This is a genomic window from Pyxidicoccus sp. M15, assembly GCF_056858435.1.
On sequence record NZ_CM166495.1, the window covers coordinates 1522928 to 1534471 of the forward strand.

General features: G+C 71.8%; 12 protein-coding genes. 3 read left to right on the forward strand and 9 right to left on the reverse strand.

What is annotated here, in order from left to right; genetic code table 11:
• Window positions 1–31 precede the first annotated feature (31 nt).
• Window positions 32–658 carry a hypothetical protein gene (locus ACX9TP_RS06120; protein WP_482978777.1) on the reverse strand — a complete coding sequence of 209 codons (627 nt, stop codon included), beginning with the start codon at window positions 656–658 and terminating at the stop codon, window positions 32–34.
• 193 nt (window positions 659–851) lie between these two features.
• Here ACX9TP_RS06120 and ACX9TP_RS06125 point away from each other — a divergent pair, with 193 nt between their 5' ends.
• Together ACX9TP_RS06125 and ACX9TP_RS06130 are read left to right on the forward strand one after the other, a co-directional pair.
• Window positions 852–1169, forward strand: coding sequence for a hypothetical protein (locus tag ACX9TP_RS06125; protein ID WP_482978778.1), 318 nt, complete (start codon window positions 852–854; stop codon window positions 1167–1169).
• A gap of 80 nt (window positions 1170–1249) precedes the next feature.
• On the forward strand, window positions 1250–2035 hold the full coding sequence (locus ACX9TP_RS06130; RefSeq protein ID WP_482978779.1) for a 2-keto-4-pentenoate hydratase: 786 nt from the start codon (window positions 1250–1252) through the stop codon (window positions 2033–2035).
• Window position 2036: 1 nt separating this feature from the next.
• Here ACX9TP_RS06130 and ACX9TP_RS06135 read toward each other — a convergent pair whose 3' ends face one another.
• The 5 genes from ACX9TP_RS06135 to ACX9TP_RS06155 all read right to left on the reverse strand — a co-directional run bounded on the left by ACX9TP_RS06135 (window position 2037) and on the right by ACX9TP_RS06155 (window position 7656).
• Window positions 2037–2900: an alpha/beta fold hydrolase gene (locus ACX9TP_RS06135; protein WP_482978780.1), complete on the reverse strand. Its 864-nt coding sequence runs from the start codon at window positions 2898–2900 to the stop codon at window positions 2037–2039.
• A 113-nt stretch (window positions 2901–3013) separates the two neighbouring features.
• Window positions 3014–4027, reverse strand: coding sequence for a hypothetical protein (locus ACX9TP_RS06140; RefSeq protein WP_482978781.1), 1014 nt, complete (start codon window positions 4025–4027; stop codon window positions 3014–3016).
• Window positions 4024–4614 (reverse strand): hypothetical protein, encoded by a 591-nt coding sequence (locus ACX9TP_RS06145; protein WP_482978782.1) that lies wholly within the window; start codon window positions 4612–4614, stop codon window positions 4024–4026. The genes ACX9TP_RS06140 and ACX9TP_RS06145 overlap by 4 nt, the downstream gene beginning before the upstream one ends.
• Window positions 4615–4674: 60 nt before the next feature.
• Window positions 4675–5988, reverse strand: a complete 1314-nt coding sequence (locus ACX9TP_RS06150) for a hypothetical protein (protein WP_482978783.1) — start codon at window positions 5986–5988, stop codon at window positions 4675–4677.
• Window positions 5989–6156: 168 nt separating this feature from the next.
• Entirely contained in the window at window positions 6157–7656 is a 1500-nt protein-coding gene (locus ACX9TP_RS06155; RefSeq protein ID WP_482978784.1) for an FAD/NAD(P)-binding protein, read from the reverse strand.
• A gap of 169 nt (window positions 7657–7825) precedes the next feature.
• Here ACX9TP_RS06155 and ACX9TP_RS06160 point away from each other — a divergent pair, with 169 nt between their 5' ends.
• The gene (locus ACX9TP_RS06160) at window positions 7826–8437 is read left to right on the forward strand and encodes a cysteine dioxygenase (RefSeq protein ID WP_482978785.1); all 612 of its coding nucleotides are present in this window, start codon (window positions 7826–7828) and stop codon (window positions 8435–8437) included.
• On the opposite strand, the gene ACX9TP_RS06165 is transcribed toward ACX9TP_RS06160, so the two are convergent.
• The 3 genes from ACX9TP_RS06165 to ACX9TP_RS06175 form a co-directional block, all read right to left on the reverse strand.
• Window positions 8373–9344, reverse strand: a complete 972-nt coding sequence (locus ACX9TP_RS06165) for a sensor histidine kinase (RefSeq protein ID WP_482982368.1) — start codon at window positions 9342–9344, stop codon at window positions 8373–8375. The genes ACX9TP_RS06160 and ACX9TP_RS06165 overlap by 65 nt on opposite strands.
• Before the next feature lie 226 nt (window positions 9345–9570).
• Window positions 9571–10176: a hypothetical protein gene (locus ACX9TP_RS06170; protein ID WP_482978786.1), complete on the reverse strand. Its 606-nt coding sequence runs from the start codon at window positions 10174–10176 to the stop codon at window positions 9571–9573.
• Window positions 10177–10389: 213 nt separating this feature from the next.
• Window positions 10390–11379 carry a hypothetical protein gene (locus tag ACX9TP_RS06175; protein ID WP_482978787.1) on the reverse strand — a complete coding sequence of 330 codons (990 nt, stop codon included), beginning with the start codon at window positions 11377–11379 and terminating at the stop codon, window positions 10390–10392.
• Between the last annotated feature and the right edge of the window lie 165 nt (window positions 11380–11544).

Here is an 11544-nt window from a genome sequence, read left to right on the forward strand (position 1 = left end):
GAGGCGGCCCGCGGGCCGCCCCGCCATGCCGTCAGTTGAACGTCGCGGACAGGAAGACCATGCCGTTGACGACGTTCCACTTCGCGCTTTCGTCCTTCTCGGGCACGCGGCCGAGCGCGAGCTCGGCGCCGAGGCCCAGGCCCCAGTTCTTGCTCACCCACCACTCCTTGCCGATGCCCAGGTGGAGGCCGCCGCCCAGGTCCGTCTCCGCAATCTTCTCGCCGTCATCGTCGATGGTGAGCTGGTTGAACGAGAGCGCGCCGGACAGGTACACGTTGGCGGGCATGAGGTAGTACGTGAAGCCCACGCCGAGCGCCCCGTAGTTCTGGCTCACGTCTTCGTCCCGGCCCTCGATGGTCAAATCGCCCACCTCGATGTCCGGGCTGGGCACGGACGTGCCGAAGAGCTTCCCGTAGAGGATGAAGTTGCGCGCCACCGCGCCGCCGATTTCGGCGTTGATGCCGCCAGCGCCGCCCTTGACGGCCAGGTCCTCGCCCACCACCGAGGCGCGGTTGTAGCCGCCGCCCACCTGCAGGCGCAGGTAGAAGCCGTCGTGCTCGTGGAAGCCGTCGTCGCGGCGGTCATTGTCGCGGTCGCGGGCGCTCGCCGCGGTCGCCGTGAGCAGCATTGCCGAGACCATCCATGGAGTGAGTCGCATGAAGAGATTCCTTGCCGAATGAGCCCGCCCGGCCATGGGCAGCAACGTTATGCAGCAGGACGCAGGGCGAAGGCCAATATTCACGCGGGGCGCCGTGAGTCCTCCCGGCGTCTCGGGTAGCCTGTCGGCGCATGGTGAACACCCCGGACGCGAGCGTGCTGGAGCCGCTGACCCTGGACCGGGTGGTGGCGTCATGAACATCGCCGTCCGGGGGCTGCTCGTCGCGGCGGCGACCTTCGCGGGCAGTCTCTTCATCTCCGGCGCGTGGCTGATGGTGGGGCTCCTGATTGCGGGCAAGGCGATGGGCGCCCGCGCGGGCTTCGGGATGATGGTGACGCTCGGCCTGACGGCGGCCACCTTCCTGGCGGGCATCGCCGTCGTCTACCGGGGGCTGGGCCGGGTGGGCGTGCCGGGCAGGGCGCGGCTGGTGAGCGTGGGGGCGTACGGGCTCGTCGCCCTGGGGACGCTCGCGCTTCTGGCCTTCATGACCCTGGTTGCCTTCAACCGCTGACAGTGGGACACGGCGTGCTTGCGCGCCCGCGCGCGGGTGCCAGAAGCTCGCCGGCCACTTCTGACGAGAGAGGGACGGGGATGACCGCACCTGTGGACCACGAGCAGCTTGCCCTCGCGCTGGACTCCGCGCGCCTGGAGCGCCGCGAGGTGGCGCCGCTCACCCGCGAGCTGGCGCAGCTGTCGCTGGCGGACGCCTACGCCATCCAGGAGGCGGGCATCCGCCTGCGCCTGTCCCGGGGGGAGCGCGTGGTGGGCCTGAAGATGGGGCTCACCTCGGAGGCGAAGCGCCGGCAGATGAACCTGGACTCGCCGGTGTACGGCGTCCTCACGGACCGGATGCAGGTGCCGGCGGACGGCGTCATCCAGGTGGGGCAGGGCATCCACCCGAAAATCGAGCCGGAGATTGCCTTCCGCACCTCGCGCGAGCTGGGCGGGAAGGTGACGCGCGACGAGGTGCTGGACGCGTGCGCGTCCGTCTTCGCGGCGATGGAAATCCTCGACTCGCGCTACCGGGACTTCAAGTACTTCTCCCTGCCGGACGTGGTGGCGGACAACTCGTCGTCGTCGCTGTTCGTGCTCGGCACCGCGGAGCACCCGCCGCGCGCGCTGGATTTGACGCGGCTGGACATGAAGATGTCCGTCAACGGCGAGGGGGTGCAGGCGGCGCGCTCGGACGCCATCTCCGGGGACCCGGTGGTGTCCGTCATCCAGCTGTGCGAGCTGCTCGCGCAGCGCGGGCAGGTGCTGCCGGCGGGGAGCATCGTCCTCGCGGGCGCCGCGACGGCCGCGCACATGCTGCGGCCCGGAGACCGGGTGCAGCTGACGGTGGAGGGGCTGGGCTCGGTGGCGGTGTCGGCGGCCTGAGTCAGGGCCAGGCCTCGCCGCGCGCCTCCAGCTCGTAGAGGTAGCGGCGGATGAGCTTCACCACCGCTTCCGGCGCGTTGAAGTTGAGCGTGTGGCCGGCGCCGGGCACCTCCTCCAGGCGGCCCTGGGGGAGGGAGCGCACCAGCGACTCGGCGCGGGTGCGTGGGAGGATGCGGTCCTTGGCTCCGCGCACCACGAGCACGGGCGAGCGCACGTGGGGGAGCTTCTGTTCCGGCACGTCCTTGCGCGCGGAGCGCACGGAGCGCAGGGCGCGCATGAGGCCGAAGGTGCGGTAGTCCTGCGCCATGATGACGTTGAGGGACGGCGGCTTGCGCACGCCGTCCGCGAGCCAGCGCACCACCTGCTTCGGGGTGCCGTGCTCGCGGGTGTCGAGCGTGGGCCCGAGCAGCACCAGGGGCCCGCAGCGCTCCGGGTAGCGCGACGCGAAGTCCACGGCGAACTGGCAGCCGGAGGAGTTGGCGACGAGGGCGGGGTGCTCCAGGCCGGCGGCGTCCATCCACGCGGCGAGCGAGTCCGCGAGGCCCGCGACGTCGAGCGGGCGGCGGGGCTTCTGGCTGCGGCCGAAGCCGGGCAGGTCCGGAGCGTAGACGCGGAAGTACGGCGCGAGGCCCATGCCGGTGGGCACCATGTACGTGCTGGACGCGACGAGGCCGTGGAGGAGGACGACGCTCCACGCGCGGCCCGGCACGGGCTGGGCGGAGACTCGCGTGTGGATGCGCAAGTCATTCACCTGGTGCCAGGTGCTGCGCAGCGCCCCCATGGGCAGCCCGCCCAGTCCTTCCAGTGCCCGACGACTTCCCGCGCGCTCGGCGAGGCGCAGACTCGTGTGTGCCAGCAGGCCCATCCCCGCTCCCTAGCTGTATGAGGTCCGCCAGGAAGGTAGCCCTCGCGTCGCACCCGGACAGGCTGGCGGTCGCAGCCTGCCTGCCTGGGGGTGAAGAGGGCGGGCGAGGGAGCTCAGGCCGCGTGGCGGGTGATGACCTGGCTGACCTGCTGGCTCAGGAGCCGGAAGGGGTCCCTGCGACTGGCGGCGGACGACGCGACGATGAGGTCTCCCAGTCCGGCGCGATAGAGCAGGTCGATGGTGGGCTCGCCCCCCTTGAGCTGTTCGCTCAGCAAGAGCTGCGCGGCGCGCAGGTACTGGCCGACGGGAGTCTCGGGCTGGGCGCGGCTGCGTCCCTGCAATACGGCCTCGAAGGCCCGCTCCAGCCGTGGCGTGCTCGCGGAGGGCTCATGCCTGGCGAGCTCCATCTCGTTCAGGGCGTAGACGAGGCAGACCTCGGACGAGGCGCGGTGGATGTCGGCGTAGGACTCCGAGAGGTACGCGTCCACCTGCTTCACCGGCACCGCGCGCGGCATGAGCCACAGGCGCACGGCGTCATAGTGGCCACTGTCCGGCTCCAACCTGCACGCGCGCTGGATGGCGTCCCACGCCACGCGGGGACGGCCGCGCACGTGCTCGATGCGGCAGGACGCCCACCAGAGCCACGGCGTCCCCGGGAAGCGCGCGAGCAGCAGGCCGACCTCGCGGGCGTAGCGCTGCCGCTCCCCGCCGCGCAGCAGCTCCATGCTTCCGGAGTGCCGGGCCACGAGCGGCGACTTACGCAGGGCGCCGCCGAAAGCGGACTCCAGGCGGAAGTAGCGGGGCTTCAGCCGGGTGAGCATCGGCGCCGCCACCGCGTCGGGCACCCGGCCCGCGGCGTCGAGCACGTGTCCCCAGGCCCTCGCGGCCAGCACGGGGTCGAGCCCCTCCACGAAGCAGGCGCACTGCTCGACGGCGGAGGCGAGGCGCAGCTCGGGCGTGGGGTGCTCCAGGGTGAGGAGTGCCCGGGCCTCGGCGCGCGCGGCGTCGTGCAGGAGGGCGGCGGCCTCGAACGTCCGCGCGCTGCCTCCCTCGGCGAGCAGCGCGGTGGCCCGGAGCTTCATCCTCCCCGACTCACCCAGCCCGAGCTGGTAGTGCTCCGCCCTCATGGCTTCACCTTAGCCATGAGCGCCACACGGGGCGAGGCGCACCAGAGTGACAGGTGCGCTTCCGCGACATCCGTCCGTGCCAGGAGCAGGGGCTGCTTGCCCGGCTCATCCCCGGTGCCATGGCGAAGCTCCTCCAGCACCCGGAGACCACCCTGGCTGCGCCCGGCGACCTCCACGCCGCGCAGCGCTCCAGGTGTCACGTCCAGCAACAGGTCCGGTGGCAGGCCCTTGCGCATGCTCACGACGCGCCGTCCCGGCAGGAACACCGAGACGGCGACGAGCGCCAGGCCATACGCGGCCAGCTCGGTGACGTGCTCGCGCTGCGCCGTGCGCCCCGCCCGCATCCGCGCGGCCCGCTCCCGCACCGCGCTGTCATGGGCCGCGAGCTTCTGGAGGTCCCAGCGCAGTGAGAGCTGGAGCGGTTCCGCCCGCGCATCCGGAGCCGGCTGGTGGTGGACGGTGAAGCGGAAGGGTTGTTGGTGCCGTCCCTTTGCGCGGCCCGGCACCCATGCGAGGACGCCTGGCACGGTATCCACCACCCAGTCGAAGTCCTGGTCCGAGTAGAGCTGCTCCATCGGGTAGTCCATGGCGTGCACGACGCGAAAGGTAGTACGTGGGGCTGACATGCAGCCGCCCCGCGCACGGCTTCACGGCGTCTGCCGCACCCACGCGCCGGAAGGCGCATCCGCCGTCACCCGCAGCGCCTGCTCCGCCAGCGAGGGCGCGCAGGGCTTGAGCCGGGCCTCGCCGAGGTGGGTGGACTCCAGCACGAAGGACTGGTTCGCGCGGCTCGTCAGGCGCTCCGGCCAGCGGCCCTCCTCCGTGCGCCGCAGGTCCGCCTCCGCCAGGGTGACGAGCGCGTCGTGCTGGAGCCGGGCCAGGTCCATCCGCTTCGCGAACCCGTCATAGTTGGCGCCACTCGGCCCTTCGATGGAGAGCAGCTCACTGTCGCTCCGCGTGTCGAGCTCCGCGAAGGCCCGCCGCCGCGCCTCGGGCGCACGGTCGGCTCCAGGTATCAGCGCGTCATACCCCGCCACCACCTTCCGCCACATGAGGCGGGAGGTGACGGGATTGGCCGGGGCGAGCGGCGCACCCGGCCGCTTCTGGGTGGCGACCTCCCGCGCTCCCTCCGGCAGCACGGCCAGCAGCTCCGCCGGCATCCGCTCGCCAAAGAGGGTGAGCTGCATCACCACGGACTCTTGCTTCAGCACCTGGGAGAAGGACGGATATCCCTCCGCCAGCCGCGACAGTTGCGCCACCGCGGCCCGCTTGCGCTCCTGCGGCGCCGCATCCAGTGCCCCCGCGCAGGGCCGGTACAGGAGCCCATGTCCCGCCGCGGCGGTCATCTGTCCAATCAACCCTCCGCCCAGCGTCAGCTCCCGGCTCAGCGCCAGCGTGTCCAGGCACGTGTCCACCGCCTTCGCCGCCTGTCCCTCGTCCAGCAGCAGCCGCGTCTCCAGCGCGGCCAGCCGAATCACATACAGCAACGCCGGCCGGCCCGGGTCATACGGGTGCGCCGCAGACGCCAGGTCGCCCATGCCTTCCGGCAGCCCTCCCTCCTCCGCGTGGGTGGCCGCCAGCACCCGCACCACCAACTCGCGCCCCTTCTTCCACTCCTCCCGGCACGGGGAAGGCAGCGCGGGGACGGGCTCCCGGCCCTCGATGACACCGAGGCACGGAAAGTCGGGGGCCACGGACTGGAAGGCCTCGGACCGCTCGCGATACAGCCGCAGCACCTCTCCCATCAGCGGCTCCAGGTGCTGCGCGAAGGTGCCGGGCTCCGCGGGCGTCACGTGCGACGGCCTCGGGTAGCGCGTCCCCGCCAGCGCCTCCACGTCCCGCACCAGCCGCTCGGCCAGGGGCCGCGTGCGCAGCGTCACGTACGCCACGCCCCCGAGGCTCGCGAGGACGATGGCGAGCACGCCGCCGGCAACGGCGAGGAGGAGGCGGGGGGAGGACATGCGGGGGGACTCCAGAGAGGCGCACCGAGGTTCTCACGAAATGCCGCGCCACGGCATTTCCCACGTGTCACCTGGTGCACTTCACCGCCTGTCCGGGCGCCCTCCGCACGAGCAGCACGCCGGAAGTCCCGAGGCATCCTCCCGTCCGGCCGGGCGCACCGTCCCGGCTCACTGCTCCAGCGGCACCCCGGCGTGCTCCCTCTCCACCGGCGCGCGCGTCACCGGCGCCGGCCCCAGCCGCTGCAGCAGGTGCTCGGCCAGCGCCCGCGCCTGGGTGCGAATCTCGGGGACGGCCGTCGTCTCCCACAGCTCGCCCCGGCGCGGCGGTCCCAGCGTGTAGAGCCGTCCGGAGGTCCGGCCGCTCAAGTCCAGCAGCGCCCCGTCCCCGTCCGTGGCCAGCCCCATGCCCAGCACGTCCGGGCTCACCTGTCCCGTGTCCGCCATTGCCTTGAGCAGCGGGTGGCCCCGGGTGATGGCGCCCTCGGGGCCGGTGCAGTTGACCACGTGTTGTACGTGCAACACGGCTTCCTGGACCCCTCCGCGCGGCCGCAGGCGCGCCTCCACGCCCGCGTCCTCCAGCTGGAAGCTCCGCACGCGTGCCGCGTGGAGGAACAGCCGCTCCTCGCCGCGCAGCCGCTCCACCGTGTCGCCGATGCTCGGTGCCATCCGGTGACGGTGCACCTCCCAGTGCGAGCGCAGGTGCCGCAGGAAGCGCCGCCGCTCACCCTCCGTCATCCGGTGCCACAGGGGCACCGTCGCCGGGCGCAGCGCGTCCACCACCGTCCGCCAGTCCGCGCCCGCGTCCGTCGCCCGCTTCACCTCCTGGCGCATGATGCGCAGCACCGCGCGGATGCGGATGGGAATCGGGTGCATGCGGCCGTCGGCGCCCTCCCATTCCTCGCACTCGCGCAGCACCTCCTGGCGCAGCGCCCGCAGCACGTCGCGGATGCCGGGCGACGCATAGGTCGTCGCGCAGCTCAGCGCGCCGCGCCGGTGCACGTGCGGCAGCAGGCCGTGCCGGGACACCGCGTGGATGATGCCCTGGTGCCCGCGCTCCTCCAGCGACAGCACCGTGTCCACCATGGTGAGCCCCGTGCCGATGAGCAGCACCGAGTCCCTCGGGCCCACGTCGAGCATCGCGCCCGGCGCCCACGGCGAGCGGTGGTAGCGCGCGCTCGCGTACAGTCCGCCGTCCGGCACCCGCAGGTCCGCCGGCAGCGCGTTGCCCAGCGCCAGCACCGCCGCGCGCGCCTCCAGCTGTCCACCGCCCGACAGCGACAGCAGCACCCGGCCCGCGTCCTCCCGCACCGACACCACGTCCGCCGCCACCACCTCCAGGTGGATGCCCGCCGGCGCGCTCGCGACGAACTCCCGCAGCACCGACTCCAGGTAGCGGCCGTAGCGCTGGCGCGGGACGAAGTCGCCGGGGGCCGTGTCCGGGGCGTCGCGCCGCATCCAGCGCAGGAAGTGCTCCGGGTCGTCCGGGAAGGCGCCCATCCTCCCGGCGGGAACGTTGAGCAGGTGGCGAGCGCTGTCCGTGGAGTACGCCAGGCCCCGGCCCACCCGTCCGCTGCGCTCCACCAGGGCCACGCGAAGGGGCGCACGCGCGCTCTTCAGGAGGTTCAACGCCAGCAGCGTCCCGCTGGCCCCTCCTCCTACGATGGCCACGTCCCAACAACCCGTCTGTGCTCGCACGTCGCAATCGTATGTCGTGTGCGCCCCGGGGGCATCCTCGGAGGCCGCCCACTGTCCAGGCGTCACAGGTGACGAGGTGACAATCCACCCTGGCCAGGGTCGGAAGTGATGCTCACACTCCGACGCACACCGGGAGGACACCATGCGCGAGCACGCCAGCGAGGAAGGGAGCGAGGGCTGTGCCAGGGCGGTGGACCTGCTCGGCTGGTCGCTCCCGGAGCAGGCCCGGGACGTGCCGTCCCTGGACTGGCTGGTGGAGCGGCTCCGTGCGAGCCGGCCCGACTGGCGGCTCCTCGAGTCGCTCGTCCGCTACGACGCCGCGGGCTACTCGCGGCGGGTCCTGGAGCGGACGGACGCGTGTGAGCTGCTGCTCGTCTGCTGGCTGCCGGGCCAGGTGTCCCGGGTGCACGACCACGGCGGCTCCTCGGGAGTGTCCTGGGTGGTGCGCGGCCAGCTCCAGGAGACGCGCTACGCCTGGGGGGGAGACCGGCTGCTGCCCGACGAGCGCTCGGCCGCGGAAGAGGGGGACTTCCTGCTGGAGCGCTCGGAGACCATCCACCGCATCCACAACGCATCCCGTCATGGCGCCGTGTCGCTGCACGTGTACGCGCCGCCCATGGTGGGGATGACGCGGTACGACGCGAGCGTGGCACGGACGCTGGATGCGGAGCTGGCGCTGAAGGGCGTGCTCAGGCCGCCGCGTCCGCCTGGGGTCGCGAGGGCTGAACGAAGGCGCCCGCCACGGGCAACGTGACGCGGAAGGTGCTGCCCCGGCCGGGGGCGCTGTCCACCGTCAGGGTGCCGCCCAGCGACGTGACGATGCCATGGCACACCGCGAGCCCCAGGCCGGTGCCCACGCCCAGCGGCTTGGTGGTGAAGAACGGGTCGAAGATGCGCTCGCGGTGCTCGGGGGAGATGCCGCAGCCGGTGTCGCTCACCTCCACCTCCACGCGGCCGGGCGGGGCGGCCCGGGCCACCACGCGCACCACGTTCTGCTCCACGTTGCCCGGGGCAATGGCCTGCGCCGCGTTGAGCAGCAGGTTGAGGAACACCTGGCCCAGCCGCGAGTTGTTGCCCTGCACCGGCGGCACGCCCTCGCACTCCACCACCAGGCGCGCGCGGTGCCGCAGCTCGTGCATGGCCATCTTCGCCGTCGTGCGCAGCACCGCCGTCAGGTCCGACGGGCCGGTGCCCACGTCCTCGGCGCGCGAGAGCGACTGCAAGTCACGGACGATGAGCCGGATGCGCTCGGCGCCGTCGCGCGTCTCCGCGAGGGCCTCCAGCACCTCCTGGCGTTCCTGCTCGGACAGCTGCGCCTTCTGCTGGAGCTCCTGGTGGATGTACTCGAGGTTGCTGAGGATGAAGGCGAGCGGGTTGTTGATTTCGTGACCCACGCCCGCGGCGATGCGCCCGAGGGCAATCAGCCGGTCCGCGAAGAGCAGCTGGGCCTGGGTGGCGCGGAGCTGCTCCAGGCTGCGGGACAGCTTGGCGTTGGCGGCCTCCAGCTCCGCCGTGCGCTCCTGCACCGTGTCCTCCAGCAGGGTGGTGTCCTCGCGACGGGGACGGCCGGTGGGGCCGTGCACCGCGTCGAAGGCGCGCCGGAGCGTGCCTCGCCTCCGCGCCACCGCCGCCATCAGCAACACCCTCGCTCGTAGCGTCATCACATCCAGCTCCGGCGGCCGGTGGCTGTTCACCACGAGGCCCGGAAGTCGCGGCAGACCCGTGCAGTCAACACCGGGAAGGGGGTGGCGGCAAGGGAGCAGAGGTGAGGAACCGGCGTGCCCCCCGCCAACCTGCTCGGGTTCTTGTCAGGTGGCGCTCAGGCGGTGTGCCCCGGTGTTGTCGAGGGGATGCTCCGATGCCCCGTGGACGGAGGCGCGCGGGGACTCACGGTGTGGGTTCCGCCAGCGCCGGGTGTGGTGCGGGTGTCCGCGGCCAGACGTCATCGCCGGGGGGCCGCGTCGTCGGAGGAGATGTCGGCGCTTCGTATGCCTTCCCCGGAGTCACGGCCGCATCCCGCCAGGGCCAGGAGCCCGCGAGGTCCAGGAGTCTCACGGAGGGATGCCACCCGAGCACCGACAGCACCGCCGTCATGAGTCCCAGGGCCATGCCCAGCACCGCCGTGGCGCGGAACATGACGCTCGCCGGAGGCGCGGACACGAGGGCCAGGGGCGCACGAATCCTCAACGTCGGCCTGTCCTCCCGCGACTTCGCCTCTTCCCATTGCCACGTATGCGCATGCCCGCCCCGCCGCGCGGGGCCGTCGCGCTCCGTGCCTTCCTCCCCCCATGCCTCGCGGGCCGGAAGCCATGCCCCCAGCGACTCGGGGTGGCCATCCGCGGAGCGCTGCGCTTCCAGGGGCGCTTCGCACGACGGCGCGTTCCAGCGTGCCTCCGCCACCCCGCGCGACAGCGTGTGGCCCCGCACGCCGTCCACCGCGAAGCCGGCGCTGTCGGTGCCCTCCGGCGCTTCCTGCATGCGTTCCGTATTCATCCAGACCCCCCCAGCCACTGGAGGCTTCGCCAGACAATCCGCGAATAATCTCGCTATATCAAAATCCGAGAGGCCTTCAGCTGTCCGGCGGGGCATCGGGCCGCCGGGCAGGAGGGTGTCTGCCGTGGAACACCGCCGGAGGGGCCGCTCCGGGGGGCCGCGTCCGTGTCTGTGATTGAGAGGCCGCGGGGCCGCGTCGGGTCCGCGCACCGCTCAGGGGCCACACGTGCCGCAGTCGGCCTGGCAGTTGTCGTAGGTCGTGCCGGTGCCGCAGCTCTCGGTGGGCTGACACCTGCCGTCGCCACACTTGTAGATTTCCTGCGGACGGATGCGCGTGACGATGGGCCGGTAGTGCTTCCCGCCGTACGTGCAGCGCAGGTAGTACGGCTTCGGGTCGGAGTCGGTGCCGGCCCGCTCGCACAGGCTCTCGCACGAGCCCTGGTGGATGATGGGCGGGCACGAGGAGGACGTCGCGCTCCAGGCCAGCCCACAGGCGCGCGAGGTGCTCTCCCGCGAGGTGAGGTAGGCCCTGTCGTTGGCGGCGTAGATGCCGGTGCCGTCGAAGAGGTTGCCGAAGAAGCACGCCTCCTGCTCGCTGTACGTCGACAGCTCCGAGGTGGTGTAGGGAATGGGCGTGCCCTGGGCGGTGCGGCCCAGCACGGAGATGGAGACGTGGATGCCGTACTTGTTGGTGTGCGCCGCGAGGCAGGCGGACACCACTTCCTGCTCCAGCTCCGTCGCCGTCGAGCCCGAAGCCCAGGCCGGTGCCAGCCCCAGGGCGCCCGCCCAGGTGTACGTCACCCCCGTCAGGGGGCTTGTGTAGCTGCGCGTCTGCCCGGCCGGCACCGCGCACTTCACCACGTACTTCATCACCATGTTCGCGGCGGTGATGTCCTGGTTGAACCAGTTCTTGAAGCCATTCGTCGACAGGCCATTGGTAGACAATCCATTGGTAGACAGGCCATTGGTGGACAAGCCATTCGTCGACAGGCCATTGGTGGACAGGCCGTTGTCTGTCTCTTCTTCCGCGAGCACCACCCCGAGCTCTTCCCCGGGGCTTGTGTCGGGCACGTCCGCTGTACCGCAACCTGCGCTTCCCACTCCCAATGTCAGTCCCAGGAGTCCCCAGGTGAGCCAGCGCTGGCTCCACTCACGGCTGACACGGCTTCCACTGCGAGACTGCAATGCTGGTGTGAGACGCATGACTCCCCCCGCTTGAAGCGGCCGGCTTTTGGCCGGTCGCCGTGGCGCCCACCATTTCCAGCGCTGACAAACAAAAACGCTGTTGCTGGCAGGTGAGGGAAGTGTGACGAAGCGACGCGGTGAGATGAAATGCGACCACGCAGAAATATTGCCGTCTGGGTTAAA

What these genes read in the sequence shown, in the direction of transcription:
- ACX9TP_RS06145 (WP_482978782.1), bottom strand. Translation starts at nt 4,614, where the DNA reads ATGGACTACCCGATGGAGCAGCTCTACTCGGACCAGGACTTCGACTGG.
- ACX9TP_RS06160 (WP_482978785.1), top strand. Translation starts at nt 7,826, where the DNA reads ATGCGCGAGCACGCCAGCGAGGAAGGGAGCGAGGGCTGTGCCAGGGCG.
- ACX9TP_RS06175 (WP_482978787.1), bottom strand. Translation starts at nt 11,379, where the DNA reads ATGCGTCTCACACCAGCATTGCAGTCTCGCAGTGGAAGCCGTGTCAGC.
- ACX9TP_RS06125 (WP_482978778.1), top strand. Translation starts at nt 852, where the DNA reads ATGAACATCGCCGTCCGGGGGCTGCTCGTCGCGGCGGCGACCTTCGCG.
- ACX9TP_RS06150 (WP_482978783.1), bottom strand. Translation starts at nt 5,988, where the DNA reads ATGTCCTCCCCCCGCCTCCTCCTCGCCGTTGCCGGCGGCGTGCTCGCC.
- ACX9TP_RS06130 (WP_482978779.1), top strand. Translation starts at nt 1,250, where the DNA reads ATGACCGCACCTGTGGACCACGAGCAGCTTGCCCTCGCGCTGGACTCC.
- ACX9TP_RS06170 (WP_482978786.1), bottom strand. Translation starts at nt 10,176, where the DNA reads ATGAATACGGAACGCATGCAGGAAGCGCCGGAGGGCACCGACAGCGCC.
- ACX9TP_RS06140 (WP_482978781.1), bottom strand. Translation starts at nt 4,027, where the DNA reads ATGAGGGCGGAGCACTACCAGCTCGGGCTGGGTGAGTCGGGGAGGATG.
- ACX9TP_RS06135 (WP_482978780.1), bottom strand. Translation starts at nt 2,900, where the DNA reads ATGGGCCTGCTGGCACACACGAGTCTGCGCCTCGCCGAGCGCGCGGGA.
- ACX9TP_RS06165 (WP_482982368.1), bottom strand. Translation starts at nt 9,344, where the DNA reads ATGACGCTACGAGCGAGGGTGTTGCTGATGGCGGCGGTGGCGCGGAGG.
- ACX9TP_RS06120 (WP_482978777.1), bottom strand. Translation starts at nt 658, where the DNA reads ATGCGACTCACTCCATGGATGGTCTCGGCAATGCTGCTCACGGCGACC.